The 25793-nt window shown below is 64.0% G+C and carries 27 protein-coding genes; 14 read left to right on the forward strand and 13 right to left on the reverse strand.

Annotation, left to right across the window (positions count from 1 at the left end):
* Positions 1 to 48: 48 nt before the first annotated feature.
* Positions 49 to 1431 (reverse strand): cysteine--tRNA ligase, encoded by a 1383-nt coding sequence (gene cysS / locus I6F17_RS06685; protein WP_225129678.1) that lies wholly within the window; start codon positions 1429 to 1431, stop codon positions 49 to 51.
* 288 nt (positions 1432 to 1719) lie between these two features.
* Between cysS and I6F17_RS06690 the strand changes: the two genes are divergently transcribed.
* Both I6F17_RS06690 and I6F17_RS06695 read left to right on the forward strand, forming a co-directional pair.
* Positions 1720 to 2013, forward strand: a complete 294-nt coding sequence (locus I6F17_RS06690; RefSeq protein WP_225129676.1) for a hypothetical protein — start codon at positions 1720 to 1722, stop codon at positions 2011 to 2013.
* Positions 2014 to 2153: 140 nt separating this feature from the next.
* Positions 2154 to 3323, forward strand: coding sequence for a DUF2865 domain-containing protein (locus I6F17_RS06695; protein WP_225129674.1), 1170 nt, complete (start codon positions 2154 to 2156; stop codon positions 3321 to 3323).
* A 52-nt stretch (positions 3324 to 3375) separates the two neighbouring features.
* Here I6F17_RS06695 and I6F17_RS06700 read toward each other — a convergent pair whose 3' ends face one another.
* Positions 3376 to 4281 (reverse strand): DUF2189 domain-containing protein, encoded by a 906-nt coding sequence (locus I6F17_RS06700; protein ID WP_036034464.1) that lies wholly within the window; start codon positions 4279 to 4281, stop codon positions 3376 to 3378.
* 525 nt (positions 4282 to 4806) lie between these two features.
* Here I6F17_RS06700 and I6F17_RS06705 point away from each other — a divergent pair.
* From I6F17_RS06705 to I6F17_RS06725, 5 genes are all read left to right on the forward strand, one after another.
* A complete protein-coding gene (locus I6F17_RS06705; protein WP_225129672.1) occupies positions 4807 to 5640 on the forward strand; it encodes a cytochrome c oxidase subunit II in 834 nt (277 codons plus the stop codon).
* A gap of 73 nt (positions 5641 to 5713) precedes the next feature.
* Complete coding sequence (locus I6F17_RS06710) at positions 5714 to 7492, forward strand: cbb3-type cytochrome c oxidase subunit I (RefSeq protein ID WP_036034468.1); 1779 nt, start codon at positions 5714 to 5716, stop codon at positions 7490 to 7492.
* The gene (locus tag I6F17_RS06715) at positions 7489 to 8193 is read left to right on the forward strand and encodes a cytochrome c oxidase subunit 3 (protein ID WP_225129670.1); all 705 of its coding nucleotides are present in this window, start codon (positions 7489 to 7491) and stop codon (positions 8191 to 8193) included. Before I6F17_RS06710 ends, I6F17_RS06715 begins: the two co-directional genes overlap by 4 nt.
* A gap of 14 nt (positions 8194 to 8207) precedes the next feature.
* On the forward strand, positions 8208 to 8930 hold the full coding sequence (locus tag I6F17_RS06720) for a heme-copper oxidase subunit III family protein (RefSeq protein ID WP_225129668.1): 723 nt from the start codon (positions 8208 to 8210) through the stop codon (positions 8928 to 8930).
* Between the two features lie 9 nt (positions 8931 to 8939).
* Positions 8940 to 9332 carry a cytochrome C oxidase subunit IV family protein gene (locus tag I6F17_RS06725; protein WP_225129666.1) on the forward strand — a complete coding sequence of 131 codons (393 nt, stop codon included), beginning with the start codon at positions 8940 to 8942 and terminating at the stop codon, positions 9330 to 9332.
* A gap of 25 nt (positions 9333 to 9357) precedes the next feature.
* Here the strand turns inward: I6F17_RS06725 and I6F17_RS06730 are convergent, their stop codons facing one another.
* The 3 genes from I6F17_RS06730 to I6F17_RS06740 all read right to left on the reverse strand — a co-directional run bounded on the left by I6F17_RS06730 (position 9358) and on the right by I6F17_RS06740 (position 13076).
* Complete coding sequence (locus tag I6F17_RS06730; RefSeq protein ID WP_036034476.1) at positions 9358 to 11115, reverse strand: NAD+ synthase; 1758 nt, start codon at positions 11113 to 11115, stop codon at positions 9358 to 9360.
* Positions 11116 to 11329: 214 nt separating this feature from the next.
* The gene (locus I6F17_RS06735; protein ID WP_036001513.1) at positions 11330 to 11683 is read right to left on the reverse strand and encodes a diacylglycerol kinase; all 354 of its coding nucleotides are present in this window, start codon (positions 11681 to 11683) and stop codon (positions 11330 to 11332) included.
* 4 nt (positions 11684 to 11687) lie between these two features.
* Positions 11688 to 13076 carry a 3-deoxy-7-phosphoheptulonate synthase class II gene (locus I6F17_RS06740; protein WP_036001515.1) on the reverse strand — a complete coding sequence of 463 codons (1389 nt, stop codon included), beginning with the start codon at positions 13074 to 13076 and terminating at the stop codon, positions 11688 to 11690.
* Between the two features lie 181 nt (positions 13077 to 13257).
* Here I6F17_RS06740 and I6F17_RS06745 point away from each other — a divergent pair, with 181 nt between their 5' ends.
* Positions 13258 to 14154, forward strand: a complete 897-nt coding sequence (locus I6F17_RS06745) for an alpha/beta fold hydrolase (RefSeq protein ID WP_036034477.1) — start codon at positions 13258 to 13260, stop codon at positions 14152 to 14154.
* A gap of 7 nt (positions 14155 to 14161) precedes the next feature.
* Here I6F17_RS06745 and I6F17_RS06750 read toward each other — a convergent pair whose 3' ends face one another.
* The 5 genes from I6F17_RS06750 to I6F17_RS06770 form a co-directional block, all read right to left on the reverse strand.
* Positions 14162 to 14425: a hypothetical protein gene (locus tag I6F17_RS06750; RefSeq protein ID WP_036001521.1), complete on the reverse strand. Its 264-nt coding sequence runs from the start codon at positions 14423 to 14425 to the stop codon at positions 14162 to 14164.
* A 202-nt stretch (positions 14426 to 14627) separates the two neighbouring features.
* Positions 14628 to 15212 (reverse strand): TIGR00645 family protein, encoded by a 585-nt coding sequence (locus I6F17_RS06755; RefSeq protein WP_036034479.1) that lies wholly within the window; start codon positions 15210 to 15212, stop codon positions 14628 to 14630.
* Positions 15213 to 15243: 31 nt separating this feature from the next.
* The gene (locus I6F17_RS06760) at positions 15244 to 15891 is read right to left on the reverse strand and encodes a TerC family protein (protein ID WP_036034481.1); all 648 of its coding nucleotides are present in this window, start codon (positions 15889 to 15891) and stop codon (positions 15244 to 15246) included.
* Positions 15888 to 16250, reverse strand: coding sequence for a hypothetical protein (locus I6F17_RS06765; protein ID WP_036034483.1), 363 nt, complete (start codon positions 16248 to 16250; stop codon positions 15888 to 15890). The genes I6F17_RS06760 and I6F17_RS06765 overlap by 4 nt, the downstream gene beginning before the upstream one ends.
* A 2-nt stretch (positions 16251 to 16252) precedes the next feature.
* A complete protein-coding gene (locus I6F17_RS06770; RefSeq protein ID WP_036034485.1) occupies positions 16253 to 16720 on the reverse strand; it encodes a tellurite resistance TerB family protein in 468 nt (155 codons plus the stop codon).
* A 360-nt stretch (positions 16721 to 17080) separates the two neighbouring features.
* On the opposite strand from I6F17_RS06770, the gene I6F17_RS06775 reads away from it, so the two are divergent.
* From I6F17_RS06775 to I6F17_RS06790, 4 genes are all read left to right on the forward strand, one after another.
* Positions 17081 to 17908, forward strand: a complete 828-nt coding sequence (locus I6F17_RS06775) for a class II glutamine amidotransferase (protein ID WP_036001537.1) — start codon at positions 17081 to 17083, stop codon at positions 17906 to 17908.
* Between the two features lie 18 nt (positions 17909 to 17926).
* Positions 17927 to 19156: a carboxylate-amine ligase gene (locus tag I6F17_RS06780; RefSeq protein WP_225129663.1), complete on the forward strand. Its 1230-nt coding sequence runs from the start codon at positions 17927 to 17929 to the stop codon at positions 19154 to 19156.
* A gap of 64 nt (positions 19157 to 19220) precedes the next feature.
* A complete protein-coding gene (locus I6F17_RS06785) occupies positions 19221 to 19406 on the forward strand; it encodes a hypothetical protein (RefSeq protein ID WP_225129662.1) in 186 nt (61 codons plus the stop codon).
* 325 nt (positions 19407 to 19731) lie between these two features.
* A complete protein-coding gene (locus tag I6F17_RS06790) occupies positions 19732 to 20871 on the forward strand; it encodes a glucuronate isomerase (RefSeq protein WP_225129660.1) in 1140 nt (379 codons plus the stop codon).
* Between the two features lie 3 nt (positions 20872 to 20874).
* On the opposite strand, the gene gor is transcribed toward I6F17_RS06790, so the two are convergent.
* The 3 genes from gor to rpiA are packed head-to-tail and all read right to left on the reverse strand — an operon-like array spanning position 20875 to position 23581.
* Positions 20875 to 22263 carry a glutathione-disulfide reductase gene (gor, locus tag I6F17_RS06795; protein WP_225129659.1) on the reverse strand — a complete coding sequence of 463 codons (1389 nt, stop codon included), beginning with the start codon at positions 22261 to 22263 and terminating at the stop codon, positions 20875 to 20877.
* Between the two features lie 47 nt (positions 22264 to 22310).
* A complete protein-coding gene (locus tag I6F17_RS06800; protein ID WP_036022233.1) occupies positions 22311 to 22853 on the reverse strand; it encodes a DUF2059 domain-containing protein in 543 nt (180 codons plus the stop codon).
* Positions 22850 to 23581, reverse strand: a complete 732-nt coding sequence (rpiA, locus tag I6F17_RS06805; RefSeq protein ID WP_036001558.1) for a ribose-5-phosphate isomerase RpiA — start codon at positions 23579 to 23581, stop codon at positions 22850 to 22852. The genes I6F17_RS06800 and rpiA overlap by 4 nt, the downstream gene beginning before the upstream one ends.
* Positions 23582 to 23756: 175 nt before the next feature.
* On the opposite strand from rpiA, the gene I6F17_RS06810 reads away from it, so the two are divergent.
* Both I6F17_RS06810 and moaA read left to right on the forward strand, forming a co-directional pair.
* Positions 23757 to 24464 (forward strand): HAD family hydrolase, encoded by a 708-nt coding sequence (locus tag I6F17_RS06810; protein ID WP_225129657.1) that lies wholly within the window; start codon positions 23757 to 23759, stop codon positions 24462 to 24464.
* A gap of 266 nt (positions 24465 to 24730) precedes the next feature.
* On the forward strand, positions 24731 to 25750 hold the full coding sequence (moaA, locus tag I6F17_RS06815) for a GTP 3',8-cyclase MoaA (RefSeq protein ID WP_036001562.1): 1020 nt from the start codon (positions 24731 to 24733) through the stop codon (positions 25748 to 25750).
* Positions 25751 to 25793 lie beyond the last annotated feature (43 nt).

The following is a 25793-nucleotide window of genomic DNA, read 5'->3' on the forward strand; positions in this document are numbered from 1 at the left end:
GCGCGATGTAATAGAGCCAGTGCCGCGGGAAAGGTGTGTCGGGCCGTTTCATCGGGCGATCTCCCAGGTCGTGCCTTCCTTGGAGTCCTTGATCGCAACGCCCATCGCAGCGAGCAGATCGCGGATGCGATCGGACTCCCCAAAGTCCTTGCGGCTACGCGCAGCTGTTCGCTCCGCGAGCAGGCGCTCGACCTCCTTGGCGTCGACCCCGCTCGCCTGCTGCTTGCGCCCTTCCCACTGCGCCGCGCTCTCGGAGAGGAATCCGAGCAGCCGCAACGAGCCCGCAAGACCCGCGATATCGTTGCCGCGCAGGCCGTGCAGCGCCGCGATCGCCTGCGGCGTGTTGAGGTCGTCGAGCAGCGGTTCGACCACCGACGGAGCCGGCTCGCCGGGCGCGACATCGGCCGCGACGCGATACCAGTCGTCGAGCGTCTTGGCGCTCTCCTCAAGCGACTTCATGGTCCAGTCGATCGGCGAGCGGTACTGCGTCTTGAGCATGTTGAGGCGCAGCACCTCACCCGGCCAATCCCTGAGCAGCTCGTGGATCGTGATGAAGTTGCCGAGGCTCTTCGACATCTTCTCGCTCTCGACCTGCAAGAAGCCGTTGTGCATCCAATAATTCGCCATGCGCTCGCGATGGAAGGCGCAGCAGGTCTGCGCAACCTCGTTCTCGTGGTGCGGAAACACGAGATCGATGCCGCCGCCATGGATGTCGAAATGCTCGCCGAGATGCGTCCAGGCCATCGCCGAGCACTCGATGTGCCAGCCCGGACGTCCCTCCGCCCTGATGCCTGATGGCGACGGCCAGGAGGGCTCGCCCGGCTTCGACGGCTTCCACAGCACGAAGTCGGTCGCATCGCGCTTGTAGGGCGCAACATCGACCCGCGCGCCGGCGATCATCTCGTCGAGCGAGCGCTTCGACAGCGCGCCATAGCGCGGCAGCGCGGAATTGGCCGAGTTCATCGCCTGCGGCGAGAACAGCACGTGGTCCTCGGCGACATAGGCAAAGCCGCCGGCGACCAGCTTCTCGATGATCTCGCGCATCTCGCCGATATGCTCCGTGGCGCGCGGCTCGACGCTCGGCCGAAGCGCGCCGAGCGCATCGACGTCGGCATGGAACTGCTTGCCGGTCTGCTCGGTGACCTTGCGAATGGCCTCGTTCAGCGGCAGGCCGGGAAAGTCGCGCGCGGCGCGGTCGTTGATCTTGTCGTCGACGTCGGTGATGTTGCGGACATATTTGACGTGCGCCTCGCCGTAGATGTGGCGCAGCAGCCGAAACAGCACGTCGAACACGATCACCGGCCGCGCATTGCCGATATGGGCGAAGTCATAGACCGTCGGTCCGCAGACATACATGCGGACGTTGTTCGGATCGAGCGGCACGAAGGTGCGCTTTTCCCGGCTCAGCGTATCGTAAAGACGCAATTCCATGACAACCCATCCCTCTCGGCCGGGCGTCCAAGGCTCTCAATGTGTTTGAGAAAAGACGGCTCCAGCCAGCGAATCGCTAGCTCGTAATCTCGCGGCAAATGGCGCAAATGGCGAGGAGACCGTTCATGCGGCCACATATGGGCCACCACGGGCCCCGGCGTCAAGGGCCGCGAAAATGCCGTTTTTGCCTCCGCAAAGGGCGCGGCCTGCCCGGAGGGTTCATGATCCCCTAACCATTTGAGGCCATTCTGGAACTGCAGTTCCCTGATTTTTTGCTCCGGTATTTTCATGCGATCCCTGCTCGCGCTCATTTTTGGCGCCTCGCTCCTTGCAGCACCTTCCGCGCGCGCCGAGACCCGCGTCTTCATCATCGCCGACCAGTGCCTGGCCAAAGGCGATACCAAGGGCGACACGTGCGGCGCCTCCGCCGCGCGCACCTATTGCCAGTCACGAGATTTTGCGAAGGCATCAAGCTATCGCCGGGTCGATCCCGACGAAATTACCGGCTCCGTCCCCAAATCCGGCACAAACTGCTCCCATGGCCATTGCGACGAATATGTCGCAATCACCTGCCAGCGCTGAATTCCCTCGGAGCTGGCGGACCTTAGGACCAGTTCGGCCCCTGAAACGACGTGACGATGCCGCGGGAAGCGGCTATTGGGAGGGCGCGCTTCGGCCCCCACCTCACTTGGATGATCACGCTGGGCCGTGACCTCGCTAGAATGGCGGATATGCCTCAATTCTTCTCTCTCCTCCGTGCCCGCTCCCTCCTTGCCTGCACCGTGCTCCTCGGCACACTCCTGCTCGCCGATGGCGCTTTGGCGCAGGCCGGCCCGCCGCCCCAGCCCGGCCAGAACGGGCTCGGACCGAACCCGATGTGCGTGCGGCTGGAAGCCCAACTCGCCGCGCTCGATCGCGGCGGAGGTGATGCCGCGCGCGAAGAGCAGATCCGCCGCTACCAGGATTCCCAGGCCAAGCAGCAGGCCGAGCTCGACCGTGTCACCATGCAGGCCAAGCGCATGGGCTGCGATTCCTCCGGCTTCTTCTCGCTGTTCAACGGCCAGTCGGCGCAGTGCGGCCCGGTCAACACCCAGATCCAGCAGATGCGCGCCAATCTGGACCAGATTACCGGCAGCCTCGAGCGGCTGCGCGGCGGCCCCGGCGCCGACCCGGAGCGCGACAACCAGCGCCGCTCGGTGCTGATGGCGCTGGCGCAGAACAATTGCGGCCCGCAATATGCCAATGCCGTGCAATCGCAAGGTGGCGGCAATTTCCTGACCAATCTGTTCGGCGGCAACAATCCGAACAATCCGCAGGCCATGCCGCCCTCCGATCTCGGCCCGCAATCCGGCACCTTCCGCACCGTCTGCGTGCGCACCTGCGACGGCGCCTATTTTCCGGTCTCCTTTGCCACCGTGCCGGCGCGCTTTCCCGACGACGAGAGAACCTGCAAGGCGCTGTGCCCGGCGGCGGAAGCCGTGCTCTACACCCATCGCAACCCCGGCGAAGACATGAACGCGGCGGTCTCGATCGGCGGCCAGCCCTACACGGCGCTGCCGACCGCATTCAAATTCCGCAGCGAGTTCAACCCGTCCTGCTCCTGCAAGGCGGCGGGACAGACCTGGGCGGATGCGCTGAAATCGGCCGATGACAAGGCCGCGGCCGAGCAGCAGGGCGACATCATCGTCACCGAGGAAAGCGCCAGGAAGATGCAGCAGCAACGGCTCAACAAGGGCGCGCCACAGCCTGCCGCTGCCAAGAAAGGCGCGGCTCCTGCGCCAGCAACTGCTGCCGCACCGGTCGCCACGCCACCCGCGGACGCGAGCCCCGCGTCAGAGAACAAGCCGATCCGCTCGGTCGGCCCGACCTTCCTGCCGCAGCAGCAGAAGTAGGCCGTCGCTCTGTCATGCTCCGCGCAGGCGTCCCAGCGCGGCCGTTCCGCTGTTACGGCTCGCCCTCGCGGCTCCACGGGAAGAGATTGGCCGGAAAGTCTGCTGCGTAGCGCCTGCCCTTCCGGGGCGGCCGCGGTGCGTCCGGTGGGTTCGGATTGGGCTCGACCACCCGCCGATAGAGGTGCCAGGTGGCATGACCGAGCACCGGCAGAACGACGGCGAGGCCGACGAAGAGCGGCAGCGAGCCGATCACGAGCAGCGCCGCCACGATGAGGCCCCATCCCGCCATCGCAACCGGATTCGCCGCCACCGCTCGGAGCGACGTGCGGATCGCGTCGATCGCCGTCGCATGACGGTCTAGCATCAGCGGAAATGACACGACGCTAACGCACAATGCCACAACCGCAAACAGGAAGCCGACACCGCAACCGATGATGATGAGCGACCAGCCTTCGGGTGTCGTCAGCACGCGCGTTGCGAAGTCGGGTATGCTTGCGGCCGCAGCGTGACCGAAGATCGCGACATAGATTGCGTTCGCGACACCGATCCAGGCCCCGAACAGGACCAGCAGGAGCACGCCGAGTTCGACCATGGCGCCGAACGACGGTGCGCGCAGCACCTTGATCGCATCCCATGCTTCGACCTCCTCGCCGCGCTCGCGACGACGGCTGAGTTCGTAGAGACCGATCGCGGCAAAAGGACCGATCAAGGCAAAGCCGGCAGCCAGCGGAAACAGTAGCGGCAGCACCGAATAGCCGAGCACGATCCTGAACAGGACGAGACCGAGAACGGGATAAATCAGGCACACGACGATCGCGTGACTCGGCATCGCCTGGAAATCCGCCCAGCCCAGGCGCAGGGCCTCGGTCAGGTCGGACAAGCTGATCTTGCGAATGGGATAGGCGGCCGCTTCGCCGAATGCGTGCCGCCTGATGTCGTGGGAGTACAGAGTGGCCATGTATGGACCCTCCCGTGCTGAAAATCGCGGTTTTCGACAACACGCGCTCTTCAGCCACGCGTGTCCGCCTGACGAGCAGGAAACGCGAAGGGTCGGGTACGGCAACCCAGGTTCAGCAACCGAGCCTGGCCGGACGGAACCCGTCGCGACCTGCCCGGCAAGCTTAGCGCGCGCGGAGCACGGCTGCACTCACGGTTGGGTGAATTGCGCACCAGCACGGATTTGTGCGTTGCATCACCCAGACCCAACATGGGCACCGGATGCTTGTCGGTTTGCCAGCACCGGCAATCACACCAATTCGGGCACCTCTATTGCTCTATTGACGCCGGATTAGGCTGGGATCATTTTAGACGCAGACGCCCTTGGAGTTGAAGGTCGCGAGCGTTCTCTTGATTTCGCGATCGGTGGACTGGGCGAAGCAAGAGGCCGGCGATGGCATATGCCAAGAAAGGCCAGCCATCGCGACAGACATGAGCTCCGCCCTGGATTCGTATCCGTAGCCTTCGATGGCAAGGATGGATCAGGATGGCTGTCGCACTGATACTGCTTCTGGTCGCGATCGGCTCGGTGCTGTTTCACATCTACAGCCCGTGGTGGTGGACGCCGATCGCCACGAACTGGGCCTATATCGACCACACCATCAACATCACGTTCTGGATCACGGGCTTCGTTTTCGTCGCCGTGATCGCCTTCATGGCTTACTGCGTCTTGCGCTTTCACCACAGAGAGGGAAGAAGGGCTGACTACAATCCGGAAAACAAAAGGCTCGAATGGTGGCTGAGCGTCGGGACCGGCGTCGGCGTCGCGGCCATGCTGGCGCCTGGCCTCGTGGTCTGGCACCAGTTCGTGACGGTGCCTGCGGATGCCACCGAGGTCGAGGTCATGGGCCAGCAATGGCAGTGGAGCTTCCGCCTTCCGGGCAAGGATGGGCAGTTGGGCACATCGGATGTCCGCAACATCGCTTCCGACAATCCGATGGGGCTCAATCGTGACGACCGGCACGCGCAGGACGATGTCGTGATCGAGAGCGGCGACCTGCACCTTCAAGTCGGAAAGCCGGTCAAGGTTCTCCTCCGCTCGGTTGATGTCCTGCACGATTTCTACGTGCCCGAATTCCGGGCCAAGATGGACATGGTTCCAGGCATGGTGACCTATTTCTGGATCACGCCGATCCGAACCGGAACCTTCGATGTCCTCTGTGCGGAGCTTTGTGGCACTGCTCACTATCAGATGCGGGCCAAGGTCATCGTCGACGAAGAGCGTGAATATCACGCTTGGCTGGAGCAACAAAAAACGTTCGCAGAATTGTCGCCGGCAAAAGCCGTCGTGAAGACGACGTACCAATCCGGCAGCAAGTAGCAAGCTGCCGCCGAAGATCGATCGGGCGCAAGAGGCCAGCGCCTCCCCCGATGGAAACGACCGAGGAGGTTCTATGGTCGATGTTCCATATGAAGGGATCCCCGGCATCCCGCCTGCCGAAGTACCTGACGTCGAGCTCTATCATCCGCGGAGCTGGTGGACACGATATGTGTTCTCGCAGGACGCCAAGGTGATCGCCATTCAGTATTCGCTGACGGCCACGGCCATCGGGCTGGTGGCCCTGGTGCTGTCGTGGCTGATGCGGCTGCAACTGGGATTCCCCGGCACCTTCTCTTTCATCGATGCCAACCAGTACCTGCAGTTCATCACCATGCACGGCATGATCATGGTGATCTATCTGCTCACCGCATTGTTCCTGGGCGGCTTCGGCAACTACCTGATCCCGCTGATGGTCGGCGCCAGGGACATGGTCTTCCCCTATGTGAACATGCTGAGCTACTGGATTTATCTGCTCGCAGTCCTGGTGCTTGCCTCGACATTCTTCGTGCCCGGCGGCCCCACCGGCGCCGGTTGGACGCTGTACCCGCCGCAAGCAATCCTTTCAGGAACGCCCGGGCAGGATTGGGGCATCCTTCTCATGCTCGCGTCCCTGATCCTGTTCATCATCGGCTTCACCATGGGCGGGCTGAATTATGTGGTCACAGTGTTGCAGGGGCGCACGCGCGGCATGACCTTGATGCGCCTGCCCCTGACGGTGTGGGGCATTTTCACGGCGACCGTCATGGCGCTCCTCGCGTTCCCTGCATTGTTCGTTGCCTCGGTCATGCTGCTGCTCGACCGTCTCTTGGGAACCAGCTTCTTCATGCCCGCCCTCCTCGAGATGGGCACGCTTTCGAAACATGGCGGCGGCAGCCCGTTGCTCTTCCAGCACCTGTTCTGGTTCTTCGGTCATCCCGAAGTCTACATCGTCGCCCTGCCCGCCTTCGGCATCGTCTCCGATCTGATCAGCACGCATGCGCGCAAGAACATCTTTGGTTATCGCATGATGGTCTGGGCGATCGTAGCCATCGGCGCGCTCAGCTTCATCGTATGGGCGCACCACATGTATGTGAGCGGCATGTTCCCGCAATTCGGGTACTTCTTCGCCACCACGACGCTCATCATCGCAATCCCCACCGCGATCAAGGTCTACAACTGGGTGCTGACCCTGTGGCGCGGCGACATTCATCTCACGGTGCCGATGCTGTTCGCCCTCGGCTTCATCGTCACCTTCGTGAACGGCGGGCTCACCGGCCTCTTCCTCGGCAACGTCGTCGTGGACGTGCCCCTCTCGGATACCATGTTCGTGGTCGCCCATTTCCACATGGTGATGGGCGTGGCGCCGATCATGGTCGTGCTCGGCGCGATCTATCATTGGTACCCAAAGGTCACCGGGCGGATGCTGAACGAGGCCATGGGAAAGTTTCACTTCTGGGTCACCTTCCTCGGCGCCTACCTGATCTTCTTCCCCATGCACTATCTTGGACTGCTCGGGGTCCCGCGCCGGTATTTCGAACTCCTGGATACGACGTTCATCCCGTCCTCGGCCCATTCACTCAACGCCTTCATCTCAGTGGTGGCCTTGATCGTCGGCTTTAGCCAGATGGTGTTCCTGTTCAACCTTGTCTGGAGCCTGTTCAAAGGTGAGGCCTCAGGCGGCAATCCGTGGCGGGCGACGACGCTGGAGTGGCAGACGCCGGAGACGCCCCCGGCGCACGGCAACTGGGGCAAGGAGCTCCCTGTCGTGTACCGCTGGGCCTATGATTACAGTGTGCCCGGTGCCGCGGAGGACTTCATTCCGCAGAACCAGCCGCCGCGTGCGACTCAGCTCGTTCAGGGAGCTGCTTCGTGAGCGCCATCATCCTGTTCCTGACTGTGCTTGCGGTGATCGCCGGATGGTGGCTGTCGCAACAGCGCCTGACGGCCAAGCCCTGGCTGGAGGAAGGCCCGGCCGGTGACTTCCCCGGCGGCGATGCCATGACCTGGCCGGCAGCGAAGATCGGACTTGGCGTGTTTCTCGCGGTCGCGAGCGCCTTGTTCGTCCTCTTCATCAGCGCCTACTCGATGCGCATGAGCGTGGTGGACTGGCGGCCGCTGCCGGTGCCGCGGCTGCTGTGGGTCAACACGGGCGTCCTGGTCCTGAGCAGTGTCGCGCTGCAATGGTCGAACGTGGCCGCGCGCCGACACGATACCGAAGGCGTCATGATCGGTCTGCTCGCGGGCGGAGCATCTGCCGTGATCTTCCTCGCCGGGCAGCTCCTGGCCTGGCAACGGCTCGGGGCTGCGGGATATTTCGTGGCGTCCAATCCAGCGAACTCCTTCTTCTACCTGTTGACCGCAGTGCACGGGCTGCATCTGACGGGCGGTCTGGTGGCCTTGGGCCGAACCTCGGCCAAGATGTGGCGCGGCGCCGAGATCGCCGACATGCGCTTGAGCGTGGAGCTGTGCGCCATCTACTGGCACTTCCTGCTGTTGGTCTGGGTTGTCCTGCTCGGTCTTCTCACCGGCTGGACCGACGATTTCATCGACATCTGCCGCCAATTGCTGAGCTAGGGAGGCGAGACCAGATGGCTGAGACCGTGCTGACAAATCCGGGCCAATCGCCTGCGCGGCTTGAAGGCTGGCGCGGCATCGCCGCCGACTGGGCGTCCGATCAGCGCGCCTTCAAGAACGTGTCCTGGGGCAAGGCCATGATGTGGATCTTTCTCCTCAGCGACACCTTCATCTTCAGTTGCTTCCTGCTCTCGTACATGACGGCGCGCATGTCGACGACCGTGCCGTGGCCCAATCCCAGCGAAGTCTTCGCCCTCAATATCGGGGGCAACCACATGCCCATGATCCTGATCGCCATCATGACCTTCGTGCTGATCAGCAGCAGCGGTACGATGGCGATGGCCGTCAATTTCGGCTACCGCCGCGATCGCGTGAGAACCGCAATCCTGATGCTGGTCACTGCAGCCTTCGGCGCGACCTTCGTCGGAATGCAGGCCTTCGAATGGACCAAGCTGATCATGGAGGGCGTCCGGCCCTGGGGCAATCCATGGGGCGCCCCGCAGTTTGGTGCGAGCTTCTTCATGATCACTGGCTTCCACGGCACCCATGTGACGTTCGGTGTGATCTTCCTGATCGCCATCGCGCGAAAGGTCTTTCGTGGCGACTTCGACGTCGAGAGGCGCGGCTTCTTCACGAGCCGAAGGGGGAATTACGAGATCGTCGAGATCACGGGCCTGTACTGGCACTTCGTCGATCTCGTGTGGGTGTTCATCTTTGCATTCTTCTATCTTTGGTGAGGTCGGCGCATGGCAAACACGGCGGTAGACATGGAAGAACGGCTCCACGCTCCGGCACACGGCGCAGTCGCAACGGAAGCCGTTCACGCCGAGGGGCAACAGCACCCGATCAAGCTCTACCTCGTGGTCTGGGGCTGGTTGTTCGTCCTCAGCACGTTCTCCTACCTCGTCGACTACTTCGGCCTGCATGGCTATCTGAGGTGGTCGCTGATCCTGCTGTTCATGATGTTGAAGGCCGGCCTGATCGTCGCCGTCTTCATGCACATGGCCTGGGAGCGGCTGGCCTTGACCTATGCCATCCTGCTGCCGCCGGTCGTGGTATTCGTATTTGTGGCGATCATGGCGCTCGAATCCGAATACACGCACTTCCTAAGGGTGCTGTTTTTCGCAACCCCGTCATAACGCCTGCCGTCGCTCAGGCTAGGCTTCACCCCTCGAATGCGTCGATTGACGCCGTGCTTCCACGTGACACTAGCGCCTCATCCGTCGCCGGCAACGGCTGGCCCTTGTCGCGAAAACGGTTGGTGATGGGATAACGGCGGTCGCGGCCGAAATTCTTCGGTGTCACCTTCACCCCAGGCGCGGCCTGGCGGCGCTTGTATTCGGCGACGTTGAGCAGATGATCGATCCGGATCACCGTCTCGCGGTCGAAGCCGGCGGCGATGATCTGGTCGAGCGGCTCCTCGCGCTCGACCAGGCGCTCCAGAATAGCATCGAGCACGTCGTAAGACGGCAACGAGTCCTGATCGGTCTGGTTCTCGCGCAGCTCCGCGGTCGGCGGGCGCGTGATGATGTCCGGCGGGATCACCTCGCCCGCGGGGCCGAGCGCGCCCTCCGGCTTCCAGGAATTGCGCAAGCGCGCCAGCCGGAACACCTGCGTCTTGTAGATGTCCTTGATCGGGTTGAAGCCGCCGTTCATGTCGCCATAAAGCGTGGCGTAGCCGACCGACATCTCCGACTTGTTGCCGGTCGTCACCACCATCAGCCCGGTCTTGTTGGAGATCGCCATCAGCAGCGTGCCGCGGGTGCGGGCCTGGAGGTTCTCCTCGGTGATATCGGGCGGCAGGTTCTTGAAGATGCCGGACAGGATCGTCTCGAACCCGGTCACGGCTTCGGCGATCGGCAGCACCTCGTAGCGGATGCCGAGATGGCCGGCGAGTTCGCCGGCATCCGCGATCGAATGCGGCGCGGTGTAGCGGTAAGGCAGCATCACGCCATGCACCTGGTCGACGCCGAGCGCGTCGACAGCGATCGCCGCGCAGAGCGCCGAATCGATGCCGCCAGAGATGCCGAGCAGCACGCCTGGAAAGCCGTTCTTGGCGACGTAATCGCGTAAGCCCAGCACGCAGGCGGCGTAGTCGGCCTTGTCGCGCTCGGGCAGCTCGGCGATCGGCCCGCTGCAGCGCCAGTCGTCGCCGTTTCTGCTGAAGCGCAGCGTGACGATGCCTTCTTCGAAGGCCGGCAGCTGCGCCGCGAGCGAGAGATCGCCATTGAGCGCGAAGGATGCGCCGTCGAACACGAGCTCGTCCTGGCCGCCGACCTGGTTGAGATAGACCAGCGGCAGCCCGCTCTCTGTGACGCGCGCCACCGCGACCGACAGGCGCACGTCGTTCTTATCGCGGGCGTAAGGCGAGCCGTTCGGCACCAAGATGATCTCGGCGCCGGTCTCGGCCAGCGTCTCGACCACGTTCTCGTAATCCTCGGACTCTTCCAGCCAGATGTCCTCGCAGATCGGCACGCCGATGCGCACGCCGCGCACAGTGACGGGACCGGCGGCAGGGCCGCGCGAAAACAGCCGCTTCTCGTCGAACACGCCGTAATTCGGCAGGTTGCACTTGAAACGCAGGCTCGCGATGCGCCCGCCGTCGAGCAGCGCACAGGCATTGTAGAGCATGCCCTCCTCGACCCAGGGCGTGCCGACCAGCATCGCAGGCCCGCCATCGGCGGTCTCGCGCGCGAGGCTTTCGATCGCGGCGCGGCAGGCGGCCTGGAAGGCGGGCTTCTGCACCAGGTCTTCCGGCGGATAGCCGGCGATGAACAATTCTGGAAACAACACGAGATCGGCGCCGTCGGACTTGGCCTGCGCCCGCGCCGCGCGCGCCTTGGCCGCATTGCCCTCCACGTCGCCCATGGTCGGATTGAGCTGGGCGAGCGTGACCACGAATGTGTCGAGACGTTCGGTCATCGCGCGCTCGCTTTCACCTCTCCCGAAGGGAGAGGTCGAATTGCATCGGAGATGCAATTAGGATGAGGGGTTACGGTGTCTCGTGGGAGCTGAGCTCCCTCACCCGATTTAAGCTCGACGATGCTCCGCATCGCGAGACACAAATCGACCTCTCCCCGTTGGGGAGAGGTGAAGGGACCTCGGACACCCACGCGCAATGGATTGTCTCCGCGCTCTAGAGGAACCCCAATCGCTCGATGATGGCAATGATCCAGAACGCGCCGGTCATCAAGAGCGCAACGCCAACCGCGGCCGAGCCCATGTCCTTGACTCGGCCGATCTGCTTGTCGTGATCCAAGGTCAGCCGGTCGGCGAGCTTCTCGATCGCGGTATTGAGCAACTCGACCGTCAGCACGAAAGCGACAGAGCACACCAATTCGACCGCGCGCATCGCCGTGGCGCCGATGAACCAGGCGAGCGGCACCGACAGCAGCAGCGCAAAAATCTCCTCGCGGACCGCCTGCTCCGACCGGAACGCAAAGGCCAGCCCGTTGCGGGAATTGATCGTGGCCTTCCAGATCCGCAGCAAGGTCTTACAGCCCCGCTGCGGCCGGAATCGGCTGAGCCTTGCCGGCGCGCTCCTGCTTGAGCAACTCCGCGACCAGGAACGCCATATCGATGGATTGCTCGGCGTTGAGGCGGGGATCGCAGACCGTGTGGTAGCGGTCGTTGAGATCCTCGTCCGTGATCGCGCGGGCGCCGCCGAGACATTCGGTGACGTCCTGGCCGGTCATCTCCAGATGCACGCCGCCGGCATGGGTGCCCTCGGCGGCGTGGACCGCGAAGAACGACTTGACCTCGGACAGGATGCGGTCGAACGGGCGAGTCTTGTAGCCGGACGTCGAGGTGATGGTGTTGCCGTGCATGGGATCGCACGACCAGACCACCACCCGGCCCTCGCGCTTCACGGCGCGGACCATGTTCGGCAGATGCTCGCCGATCTTGTCGGAGCCGAAGCGGCCGATCAGCGTCAGCCGGCCCGGCTCGTTGTCGGGATTGAGCACGTCGATCAGCTTCAACAGCTCGTCTACCTTGAGCGAGGGGCCGCACTTCAGCCCGATCGGATTCTTGATGCCGCGGAAATATTCGACATGGCCGTGATCGAGCTGGCGGGTGCGGTCGCCGATCCAGATCATGTGGCCCGAGGTCGCGTACCAGTCGCCGGTGGTGGAATCGACGCGGGTCATGGCCTGCTCGTAGCCGAGCAGCAGCGCCTCATGGCTGGTGTAGAAATCGGTGGCACGCAGCTCCGGATGGCTCTCGAGGTCGAGGCCGCAGGCGCGCATGAAGTTGAGCGCGTCCGAGATGCGGTCGGCCAGCTCCTTGTAGCGGCGTGACTGCGGGCTATCCTTGAGGAAGCCGAGCATCCATTGATGCACGCTGCCGAGATTGGCGAAGCCGCCGGTGGCGAACGCGCGGAGCAGGTTCAGCGTCGCGGCGGACTGGCGATAGGCCATCAGCTGGCGCTGTGGATCGGGAATGCGCGCTTCGCTGGTGAAGGCGATGTCGTTGACGATGTCGCCGCGATAGCTCGGCAGCTCGACGCCATTCACCTTCTCGGTCGCCGACGAGCGCGGTTTGGCGAATTGGCCGGCGATGCGGCCGACCTTCACCACCGGCACCGCGCCGGCATAGGTCAGCACCACCGCCATCTGCAGCAGCACGCGGAAGAAGTCGCGGATATTGTTGGCGCCGTGCTCGGCGAAGCTCTCGGCGCAGTCGCCGCCCTGCAGCAGGAAGGCCTCGCCGGCCGCAACGCGGCCCAAGGCCTTCTTCAGATTGCGCGCCTCGCCTGCGAACACCAGCGGCGGAAAGGTCGCAAGCTGCGCCTCGACGTCGGCCAGAGCCTTGGCGTCGGGATATTCGGGCACCTGTAGCACCGGCTTGCTGCGCCAGGACTCGGGCGTCCACCGCTCGGACATCGCAATCTCTCCGTGAAGCAAAAACCACAACCTGATCTAGGGGTTGCGAGGGCCGCCTTATACACAGGCCGGCCACGCCCCGCCAGTTGTAAATCCATTTCGCAGCGCAAACCCTTGCGGCCAAAGCCGAATTCGCATTTGCTTGGGCAGGCTTGAGGAATCCGACAGGACACCGACCGCCATGGGCGCGGCACTGGATGACGTTTTCATCGACGAGATCAGCTTCCCGGCAGCCGACGGCTATGCCCTGACCGGCACCCTGTTCCTGCCGCGCGGCGCCAAGCGCCATGCCGTCCTGATCAATTCGGCGACCGCCGTGCCGCGAAAGATCTATCGGGGCTTTGCCTCCTACCTCGCCCATCGCGGCTGCGCGGTGCTGACCTACGATTATCGCGGCATCGGCGATTCCCGCCTGCCGGCGATGGTCGGCTACAACCAGCCAAAATCGCTGGTCGGCTTCAAGGCCTCGATGTCGGACTGGGCCGCGCTCGACGTCACCGCCGCGGTCAGTTGGATGCGCGAGCGCTATCATGCCCTGCCGCTCGCCTATATCGGCCATTCCTTCGGCGGCCAGGCGCTCGGGCTGATCGCGAATAACAGCGAGATCTCGCGCGCGGCCTTGGTGGCCTCGCAGGCCGCGACATGGCGGTTGATGACCTCGCCGGAAAAATACCGGGTCTACGCCTTCATGAATTTTGTCGGTGTGCCGCTGGTCCATGCACTCGGTTACGCACCGGGCTGGGCCGGCGTCGGAGAGGATTTGCCCAAGGGCGTCTTCCTGCAATGGAGCGAATGGGTCTCGAGCCCGCGCTATCTGTTCGATTCAAAGCTGCCGGCACTCGAGAACTTCGCCAGGTTCAAGGGCGAGCTGCGCTCGCTATGCTTCTCCGACGATCCCTGGGCGACGCGGCCCGCGGTCGAGCTGCTCGCGAGCGGATTCACTGCGATCAAGCCGGAGGTGCTGATGGTCAAACCGTCCGAGGTGGGCGCGAAGAAAATAGGCCATTTCGGCTTCTTCCGCCCCGAGCACCGCGACACGCTGTGGCGCGGCGTCGCGGAATGGGTTCAGGGAGAATGAGGCGGCGTCAGCGGATGATCGTCGTCAGCGACGAGTAGCGCCGGTTGGGCTTGGCGTCGCTAGGTGCGAACTGCGCGAAGGCGTCGCTGACGCGCACCGCCGGCGGCGTGTCGCTCGCGAACCGAAACTCCTTCGGCCGCGGTGCGTAGAAGCTGGCGCGGTAATAAGCGTCGTCGAAGCGCGCCTCGCCGACGCCGAACAATGCGTCACAGACCAGCAGGAGCGCGTAGACTCCCGCGACCGCTGCGACGATCTCCCTGAGAATTGTCATGCCGATGCCCTGCCCTTTTGCGGGCAGGATGCAGATCGGTTCCAAAGGCCTGGTTTAAGGCGCCCGGCTTCTTGTCGGCAGCGTTTGCCGGCGCTGAACCGATTGCAGACAATTTTATCGATCTCGAAAGAGAGCCCGCCCAACCGGACGATCAGGCGGGCTCCAGGATTGGCCACTCGGGAGGTATTGGGCGGCCAGCTTATCAGCCGTGCTCGGCCTCCTTGCGATAGCCGCTCTCGCTGAGGCGGTCGACCCAGGCGATGCCGACCGCCGAGACGATGAAGGTCATATGAATCAGCACCTGCCACATCACCCCGCTCTCGGTGAAATTGCTGCGGGTCGTGCCGAGATTGCCGGCCTCGATGAAGGTCCTGAGCAGCGAGATCGAGGAGATGCCGATGATCGCCATGGCGAGCTTGATCTTGAGCACGCTGGCATTGACGTGACCGAGCCATTCCGGCTCGTCGGGATGGCCGCTGAGGTTCAGCCTGGAAACGAAGGTCTCGTATCCACCCACGATTACCATGATCAGAAGGTTCGAGATCATGACGACGTCGATCAGCCCGAGCACGACCAGCATGATCTGCTGCTCGCTGGCGTCGAACGAATGCAAGACGAGGTGCCAGAGCTCCTTCAGGAACAACAGCACATAGACGGCCTGGGCGACGATGAGGCCGACATAGAGCGGCAGCTGCAGCCAGCGCGAGCCGAAGATCAGCTTCGGAAGCAGGCCGACCGGCGGCAACGGCTCGGCCCGCGCCGAAGGTGCTTTGGGTTCAGACGTCATTGATCACTCCGGATTGCGGTAGATTGTCGCCTCACAGACTCGCAATCACCGGTGCAAGTTCCAGCGTGCCGCGATAGATCATCTCAAACGCGACGTAAAGGATGATGGCGAGGCCGACATAGGCCACCCAGCGCTGCTTCTGGAGCAAACGGCCAAGCAGATCCGCGGCAACGCCCATCATCCCAACCGACAAGAGCAGGCCAAAGGCCAGGATGTAGGGATGCTCCCGCGCGGCGCCCGCGACCGCGAGCACGTTGTCGAGCGACATCGACACGTCGGCGGCCACGATCTGCACCGCCGCCTGGCCGAAAGTCTTCCGCTGTGCCGGCTGCTGTACCGGCGCAGCACCTGCGCTGCCACCATCGAATGCGAGTTCTTTCGCATGCGCGGACTGCTCGCGCAGCTCGCGCCACATCTTCCAGCAGACCCAGAGCAGCAACACGCCGCCGGCGAGCAGAAGCCCGATCACTTGCAGAAGCTGGGTCGCAACGCCGGCGAAGGCGATACGCAGTGCGGTGGCAGCGGCGATACCGACGATGATGGCGCGGCGGCGCTGCTCGGCCGGCAGGCCGGCAGCCGCAAGGCCGATGACGACGGCATTGTCGCCGGCGAGCACGAGGTCGATCAGGATGACTTGAAACAGCGCGGACAGCGCTTCGGCGGTGATGAGTTCAGTCATGATTGATCATTCCTAGAGGCAGACGGATCGAGCCAATGCGGCTTGCGCCGCTCGATCCAGTCGAAGACTTTTGAACGGGAGGAGCGCAGCGCAGGCACATCCTCGGCGAGCAGAGCAAGGCCGAGCGGCAGCATCCAGACGCCGAGCACCGGGAGGATGGAGAGCACACCGCCGACGACCAGAAGCGTGCCCGAGGGAATCCTGACCCAGCGGCTGGACGGCTTGAGCAGATAGGTCAGGGTGTCGCTCATGCGCGGCGGCAGGCGGTCGACGAGCTTGGCCAGGCGCGGGTCGCCACCGGCGATCTGGTCGGTGTTCCCCTCGGTTTGCCTGGCGCGCTCGTTCGAAATCGTGCTCATGCTTACCCCTTCGAGGCGGCCTGCAGCTTGGGGCCCGGCGCACTCGCCCCGACCGGCTTCGCGCGCGGCAGCACCAGCGTCAGCAAGCGCAACAATTTAATCGCCTGGACTTCGTGGGGATGTATGTCCTCGTCTGCGGCAGCAACGCGCTCCGACAGCTCCACCAGATGCGACGAGAGCGGCAGGTTCGAAACCGGTCGCAGCGTATCGATCACGACGTTGGCAAAATCCGGCTCTTCGAGCCGTTCGGCGAGTTCGTCGAACATCGCACGGAGCCGTTCGTCGCCGACGTGCGGCGCCAGCTTGCGGTCTCTGATGAAACGGATCACCTCGTCACGTTCGACGGCTGAGACGCGCCGGTCGGCAACCGCGACCAGCGCGCCCACGATCACCACGGCCGCCGTGGCCTGCTCATTCAGGCTGGACGGTTCCGTGATCTCGATCGAACTTGAGGACTTGGTTCCGGACATCGTAGCTCCCTTAACTTGCGAAATAGCCGCACGGAGCTGCGATGGGGACGAATTGGTCGGAGAAAACGAAACAGGGGCCCGACAATCGGCCGATCCATCGCATTCGCGCGGGGACTGGTCATCCGACATCGCGAGGTTTGCCGACGACCGTCGACGTCCTCGCCAGAGGGGCCCGGATTCTTATTCGCTTCAGAAATATAGGTACGCCTGTCGGAATCAAGGCGGACCGGCTGCGACCAGCCGCCGCATCCGTTCGGCGTTGCGGGATCGGTCATGCAACCCTTTCGCAGCTGGAACCATGCGTCCGTCACCAGTGTTGATGCACCTCGCGGCGCATCAAACCGCCTGGCAGGAACCCGCATGTGCCGCTGGATCGCATACCGGGGCGAAACCACCTCGTTCGAGCCTTATGTCACCGAACCCGAGCATTCGCTGATTGCGCAGAGCATCCGCTCGCTTCAGTCCACGGCCGGCTCGAACGGAGACGGCTTTGGTCTCGGCTGGTATGGCGAGCACCCCGAGCCGGGCCTTTATCGCGAGACGCGCCCGGCGTGGTCGGACGAAAACCTGCGCTACCTCTGCCGGCATCTGCACTCGCATCTGTTCTTCGCTCATGTGCGTGCCGCAACCGGCACGGCCGTGACGCGGCAGAATTGTCACCCCTTTGCCTGCGGGCACTGGATGTTCATGCACAACGGGTTCGTCGGCAGCTGGAATCGGCTGCGGCGCAAAGTCGAGGCGCTGATTCCCGATGCCTACTATCCGTCGCGGCTGGGCACGACGGATTCGGAAGCCGTGTTCCTGGCCATGATGGGGGCCGGTCTCGAGCACGATCCGCTCGGCGCGACACAGTCCGTGCTGCAATCCCTCCTCGGATTCGTCAATGAAGGCGGGCTTCGCGAACGGCTGCGCTTTACCAGCGCGATTGCCAACGGCCGCGACCTCTACGCATTTCGGGTCTCGGTGAACGATGCCGCGAACACGCTCTACTTCCGCGAGGACGGCGGGCAAGTCATCGTCGTCTCCGAGCCGTTCGATAAGGAATCGGACTGGGCCGAAGTCCCGCCGAACCACGCCCTGATCGCGCGAGCGTCCGAAGCCGTCAAAATTGTTCCGTTCGACCTTGCAATTTCCAGTACATCGGGTGCGGAACCGGCCACAATCAGACGGATTATCGCCCGCAGGTAGTGACCGCGCCGGTGGCCAATGACATTTGCTTCAGACGTTTCAAAGCTGCTGCGTCTTGCCCCCTCCGAGGACAAGCAGCATGTCGTCATCCGTTCTGCCGGCGGCGGCGGTAATCCGGCGGAATATTCCTTCGGCATCGAGGAGGAATACTTCCTCGCTGACCGCCGCAGCTTCGAGGTCGCGATCCGCACGCCCAACGAGCTGTTCGAATCGGCAAACTGGTCGACCGGCGGCCAGGCCATGCGCGAGATGCTGCAATCGCAGCTCGAGGTCGCAACCAACGTTCATATCGACGTGAACGACGCGCGCGAGGAGCTGCGCTTCCTGCGACGCGAGGTCGCGAACGTCGCTGCGCAATACGGCTTTGTGATCATGGCCTGCGGCACGCACCCGAGCGCAGTCTGGCGCATGTCGCAGCCCAGCCCGAAACCGCGCTACGAGGAGATGATCGAGGATCTGCGCAGCATCGGTCACCGCAACATGATGTGCGGCATGCATGTGCATGTGCAGTTGCCGGATCCCGAGAAACGCATGGCGGTGATGCGGGCGATGCTGCCGCACCTGCCGTTGTTCATCGCGCTGTCGGCGTCCTCGCCCTTCTGGAATTCGCACAAGACCGGATTGAAGGGCTACCGCCTCGCGGCTTATTCCGAGCTGCCGCGCAGCGGCCTGCCCGAATTGTTCGAAGGCAAGCAGGATTTCGACGCTTATGTCGGCGCGTTGCAGCGCTCCGGCGTGATCCCGGACGAAAGCCACATCTGGTGGGCAATGCGCCCCTCCATGAACCATCCGACGCTGGAGCTTCGCGCGCCCGACACCTGCACCTTCGTCGACGACGCGGTTGCCCTCGCCTCGCTCTACCGCTGCCTGACGCGGCATCTCTATCTGCGCCCTCAGCTGTCCCGGGAGGTCACTGCGGTCGAGCGCGCGATCGCGGTCGAGAACAAATGGCGCGCCCAGCGCTACGGCACCGACTGCATCTTCGCCTCCAAGGACGGACCGGTGACGATCTCGGAGCTGCTCACCGGGGTGATCGACGACATTGCGGAGGACGCAGCCGCATTGAACTGCTCCGCCGAGATCGAACACTGCCGCACCATCGTCGCGCGCGGCAGCTCGGCGGAATTCCAGCTTCGCGCCTATCGCGAAAGCGGCGACGACATCGCAGCCGTGTCACAATGGATCGCTACCTCTACGCTGTCGGGAACGAGCGCGCCTGTGCATCGCAGCGCTGCTGCGCCGTCATAGCGCCCGCGCAAGCTTGCGCGACGAAAATGCCATTCCTGAGTTACGGAGTTTGTTGGAGAAGCGCATGAATCGTACCACACCCTGCCCCGGCTGCGGCCATGCGCTTGTCCCGATGCTGACGGCCCACGGCCACACGGAGCCGAGCTGCCTCTGGTGCGAAGGCTTCGACGCGCGCGCCACGGACATGGCGAAATGGGCAGGCAGCCCGTCCGGCAAGCCCGAGCCGGCGCTCCCGCGATCATTCGACTGAACCGTGCCGGGCGCCCGCAGCGGGGGCCGGCTGCATGCGCTTTTGCAGGGCATGCCGACAAATTAGACCAGACAAGCCGCTGCGCCCACTGACGGATTGCCAGGACAGGTCGGGCGAGTTCGGCGCCACCTATTGTCTAACCTCAGGTGCAATCTCGATTATTTGCGCGTCGCGTGCAGCCGGCGGACCAGCGCGCCGCATTGCGCTCCGGCTGGCCTGAAATTCGCAAGACAGCATCAGGCCAAGTCCCTGCCCGGCCAGATGAGGAGCGGCCAGTCACGTGCGCTCGGCTTCCGGGATGAATGGCCTCAGATCGGAGAATGCCATGAACGTGCATGCTGCCGGAAACATCAAATTCACCGGTCTCACCCATCCGAACGGCGCCCGGCTGCGCCTCAACGATCAGGACTTCGTGGCGATCGATCGCGACAAGAATGCGAATTTCGAGGCGACCTACCGGCCGCAGGCGCTCTACAACCGCGCCAACGAAGGCTTCCACGCCAACAACGAAACCTTCCTGCTGCACGAGGTGGCCACCAATCTGCCGATCTACCGGCCCGACACCGGCCCTACCGACTTCCATTTGCATCTGCCGCCGGGCGGCTTTCAGCTCGTGCTGGTCACCTCGGGCGCGTTCACCTTCGACTATGACGGCCGCTGGTACAATGTCGGCCCGGGCGCGGTGATGCTCCAAAGCGCGATCGTGCATCGCCAGCTGTTCTACACGTGGTCGGGCCTGTCGACCGAAGAGAATTTGAAGACGCCGCAGACGGTGGTGCCCGATCCGATCTCGATGGGCTATTCCGGCAAGTTTCTCGAAGCCTTCATCACCGATCCCACCACCTTTCCGAACCCGACCATTGTCGGTCCGGATCAGATCAATGAGGACGAAACGCCGCGCGTGGCCTGGAGCCATCCGCTGCATGACCGCCCGGCCGATGCCGGCTTCTGGCTTCAGGATCCCCTGGCGCTCGACGCGCTGTTCAAGCCGCTCACCGATGGTTCTGTCAGATCGGCGATGCCGGTTTACATTCGCGACATCGGCATCGAGATTCCGAGCGGGCATCTCGTCACCGGCCACATCATCGCGACCGACCCGCGTGGCCACGCGCTCTTGCCGAAGAGCACGTCTGCCGCGGCGGACGCGACCTGTTTTGCCAAGGGCGAGGTCGTGATCTATCGCGTCATTCGCGGCACGGCCGAGTTCAAGAAGAAGTCCGGCGAGAGCTTTGAACTCTCTGCCGGCGACGTGGTGACGGCGGGCAAGGATTCCATCAACCTGATCGGCGTCGGCGAAAACACGCAGGTCCTCCGCCTCGGCCTGCTCAAGGGCATGAACGAGCTGCGCAGCTGGACGGCGACACAGCGTGACGAGATCGACGGCCTTGCCGGTCAGATCATCACCCAGAAGGACGTGCGTCCCCTGCGCACCGAGGGCAAACCGGTCGGATATCTGTACGGCTGAAACCTACTCCGCCGCCTGCCGCACGTGCCGTGCGGTCGGGGTGCGCATGGTGACGAGCTCTTCGGCTGCGCTCGGATGCAGCGCGATGGTCGCGTCGAAATCGGCCTTGGTCGCCTTCATCTTCACCGCGATCGCGACGGCCTGCGTGATCTCGGCGGCGGCATCGCCGACAATGTGACAGCCGAGCACGCGGTCGGTCGCGCCGTCGACCACGAGCTTCATCAGCACGCGGGTGTCGCGGCCGGACATCGTCGCCTTGATGGGCCGGAACGTCGTCTTGTAGATGTCGACGTGGCTGAATTGCGCGCGCGCTTCGGTTTCCGTCAGGCCGACAGTGCCGACCTCCGGCTGCGAGAACACGGCCGTCGGGATGTTGGCGTGGTCGACCTGCACCTCGCGCTTGCCGAACACCGTGTCGGCGAAGGCATGGCCCTCGCGGATCGCGACCGGCGTCAGGTTGAAGCGGTGGGTGACGTCGCCGATGGCATAGATGCTGTCGACCGAGCTCTTGGAGAAATGGTCGACCGCGATGCCGCCGTTGGCTGGATTGATGGCGACGCCCGCATTCTCCAGGCCGAGATTGGCGACGTTCGGATGGCGGCCGATCGCGAACATCACCTGGTCGGAGGCGAGGCTCGAGCCGTTCGACAGATGCGTGGTGAAGTCCTCGCCGTGGCGGTCGACCTTGGTCACGGTGCAGCCGGTGAGAATGGTGATGCCCTGCTTCTCCATCTCGGCGCGGACATGGGTCCGGACATCCTCGTCGAAGCCGCGAAGAATGTTTTCGCCGCGATAGATTACCGTCACATCGGAGCCGAAGCCGGCGAAGATGCCGGCGAATTCCAGCGCGATATAGCCGCCGCCCTGGATCACGATCCGCTTCGGCAGCCTCGCAAGATGAAACGCCTCGTTGGAGGAGATCACGTGCTCGATGCCGGGGATCGCCGCGCCATGGTTGGGCGCGCCGCCGGTGGCGATCAGGATGTACTTCGCCGTGACCTTCCTGTCGTTCTCGAGCAGGCGGACGGTGTGCTTGTCCTCGATCACCGCGCGGCTCTTGACGATCTGCGCGCCTGATTTCTCGACGTTGGCGGTGTAGGCCGCCTCCAGCCGCGCGATCTCCTTGTCCTTGTTGGCGATCAGCGTCGGCCAGTCGAAGCTGGCGGGCGGCACGGTCCAGCCGAAGCCGGCGGCGTCCTCGAGCTCGTGACGGACGTGCGAGCCGATCACGAACAGCTTCTTCGGCACACAGCCGCGGATCACGCAGGTGCCGCCCATGCGGTACTCTTCCGCGATCATGACACGGGCGCCGTAGCCGGCGGCGATGCGGGCGGCACGGACGCCGCCCGAGCCGCCACCAATGACGAAGAGGTCGACGTCGAAATCAGCCATTATCCACTCCGACCCCTTATCAGGCGCGACCTTTCAGATAGGTGCGCTCAGATCTCCTTGCCACGCTTGCGCATCTCGGCACGGAAGGCGCCCATCACGGTTTCCGAGAAGTTCTGGGCCCAGCTGTTCATGAACGCCATGCTCTGCCCGATCGCGCGCGGCTCGGCATCGATCAGCTTCTTGCCCAGCGGCGACTTGTAGAAGGTGACGAGGTCCTTCAGCTCCTGCTCGGTGAACTCGCTGGCATAAATCTGCGCCATGCCTTCGCCGATCTCGCTCTGGCGGCCGTTGAGCTGCTGGGCCACGATCGGGGCGACCTCGTTGAGGTCCTTCTGGTAATTCAGGTTCTGCTGGATCAGCGCGCCCTTGGTCTTCTCGACCATGCCCGGCACGGCGCCCGCATACATCCCGGCGGCGTTCTTGATCTGCAGAATTTCCTTCGCTGCCGCAATCGCCGCGGGCGACGCCTTCGGCAGGGCCGGCGCCGCGGGAGCCTTCTGGCCCGCCTGCTGCGCGGCGACCGGGGCGGCCGAAAGGGCCAATCCCGCAGCGAGAGCCGCAGCCGGCAAGATTTTCAACACGTTCTTCATTCCTGGTCTCCTTTCGGCTTGCGCCGTTCAATCACGCGGATTCCGCCGCCGCCCGCCAGAACGGCCGAGCTGGCCAAGCCGATGAACAGCCCATGCTCGACCACACCGGGAATGGCGCTCAACGCCTTGGCGAGACCGGGGGGATCCGTAATACGTCCGAGCTGGGCATCGACGATCCAGTGGCCGCCATCGGTGACGAAAACGTGGCCGTCCTTGTCCCCGCCTTTGGCCTTGCGGACCGCCATTTGCCCGGAAACGCCGCATTCGGCAAATGCCTTTTCGATCGCGCGGCGCGTCGCACCGAGCCCGAACGGGATGACCTCGATCGGCAGCGGAAACTTGCCGAGCGTCGGCACCCATTTGCTGTCGTCGGCAATCACGATCATGCGGTCCGAGGCGGCCGCCACGATCTTCTCGCGCAACAGCGCGCCGCCGCCGCCCTTGATCAGATTGAGCTCGGGATCGATCTCGTCGGCGCCGTCGATCGTGAGGTCAAGATGGTCGATCTCGTCCAGCGTCGTCAGCTTGACGCCGCAGCGTTCCGCATCGGCCCGCGTCGCCTCGGAGGTCGGCACGCCGATCACCTTGAGCCCGGCGGCAACGCGTTCGCCGAGCAGCTCGACGAAGTGCTTGGCGGTCGAGCCGGTGCCGAGCCCGAGCTGCATGCCGTCGCGCACCTCCTCCAGCGCACGCGCCGCAGCCTGCCGCTTCAATTGGTCCATGGTCACGTGTGCGCCTGCCTTGTGAAGTCTCGGCCGATTCCGGCCGCTTTCGGGCGCCTATGTAGCCTCGTTTTTCCCAGGAGAACAGGGCCTGGAACAGGGTCTGGGAACAGGCCTATAAGGTGATCTTATGGGCCCGCCCCTTGCGCGGATAGAACCGGACCGGTAGCGCTTGGGAATCATGACCTCCTTCAAGACGACTTCCCCTCACACCATCGTCTTCGATCTCGACGGCACGCTGGTGGATACGGCACCCGACCTGATCACGGCCCTTAATTACGTGCTCGACCGCGAAGGCCTGCCGCCGGTGCCGATGGCCTCGGCCCGCAACATGATCGGCGCCGGTGCCCGCAAGCTGATCGAGCGGGGGCTGGAAGCGGAGGGCCGCACCGTCACGCCCGCGGACATGGACCGGATGACTGCGGATTTCATCGCGTACTATGCCGACCATATCGCGGTGGAATCCCGCCCCTTCGAGGGTCTCGAGGCCGCGCTGGACCAGTTTGCCGCCCAGGGCCATCGCCTCGCGGTCTGCACCAACAAGCTGGAATGGCTGTCGAAGCGCCTGCTGGACCAGCTCGACCTCAGCCGCCGCTTCGCGGCGATCTGCGGCGCGGACACTTTTGGCGTCCAGAAGCCCGATCCGACTATTTTTCGGGAGACTGTGGCCCGGGCCGGCGGCGACGTGAAGGCCAGCATCATGGTCGGCGATGCCGGAACCGATGTCGGTGTCGCCCGGCGGGCCGGCGTGCCCGTGATCGGGGTCAGCTTCGGCTACACCGACGTGCCGATCGCCGAGCTGAAGCCGGACCGCCTGATCCACCACATGCGCGACCTGCCGGCGGCCGCGATCAGCCTGATGACGGCAAGCAAAACAGCAACGCTTTGATAGGATTGCCATTTTCGCCGCCTCACATCCCGAATGGATGCATAGAGGGCTGACTTCCCCGGCGCCGCGGGCGTTGCCGGCCGTACGCGGAACCCAGCTGCGAGCCGCACCGAACGAGCCGAAATCCCGCGCCGAGAGGGTCACATGCGTCAGTGCTGCACTCACGTATACCACCCGATTGTCCTTGCCGCGTCCGATGCTTAGATTGCGTCGACCGCACCGCTGCAGCAAAGGTGCGCCCGTCGCCATAAGTGAAGGCCTCTCGCATGACCGGATCCGCCGCATTGTCGACCCCGATGACCGATCCGTTCGGGCGGACCATCACCTACTTGCGCGTCTCCGTCACCGACCGCTGCGATCTGCGCTGCTTCTACTGTATGTCCGAAGACATGACGTTCCTGCCCAAGGCGGACCTGCTGACGCTGGAGGAGCTCGATCGGCTCTGTACGGCCTTCATCGCCAAAGGCGTGAAGAAGCTGCGCCTCACCGGCGGCGAGCCCTTGGTCCGCCGCAATGTGATGTCGCTGGTGCGCTCGTTGTCGCGGCATCTGTCGAGCGGCGCGTTGAGCGAGCTGACGCTGACCACCAACGGCACCCAGCTTGCGAAGCACGCGCGGGAGCTCGCCGATTGCGGCGTCCGCCGCATCAACGTCTCGCTCGACACCCTCGATCCCAAGAAGTTTCGCGAGATCACCCGCTGGGGCGAGATCGACAAGGTGCTGGAAGGCATCGAGGCCGCGCGCGCCGCAGGGCTCGCCGTCAAGATCAACGCCGTGGCGCTGAAGAACCTCAACGAGGACGAGCTGCCTTCGCTGATGCGCTGGGCCCACGGCAAGGGCATGGGCCTGACGCTGATCGAGGTGATGCCGATGGGCGAGATCGGATCGGGCCGCATTGACCAATATCTGCCGCTGTCGCTGGTGCGCGCCCGCCTCGCCCAGCAGTTCACGCTGACGGATCTGGCCGAGAGCACCGGCGGTCCGGCCCGCTATGTCGGCGTCGCCGAGACCGGCGGCAAGCTCGGCTTCATCACGCCGATGACCCATAATTTCTGCGAATCCTGTAATCGGGTACGCATCACCTGCACCGGAACGCTGCACACCTGCCTCGGCCATGAGGATGCCTCCGATTTGCGCAAACCTCTGCGTGCATCGAGCGACGATCTATTGCTTGCGGATGCGATCGACCGCGCCATCGGGCTGAAGCCCAAGGGCCACGATTTCATCATCGACCGCCGCCACGACCGGCCCAGCGTCAGCAGGCACATGAGCGTCACCGGCGGCTAACTCCGTATAGTTGCGGCCCTATCCCCCTTAACTATCAACAAAC

The organism is Bradyrhizobium sp. NBAIM18 (assembly GCF_020193825.1).
Classification (GTDB): domain Bacteria; phylum Pseudomonadota; class Alphaproteobacteria; order Rhizobiales; family Xanthobacteraceae; genus Bradyrhizobium; species Bradyrhizobium yuanmingense.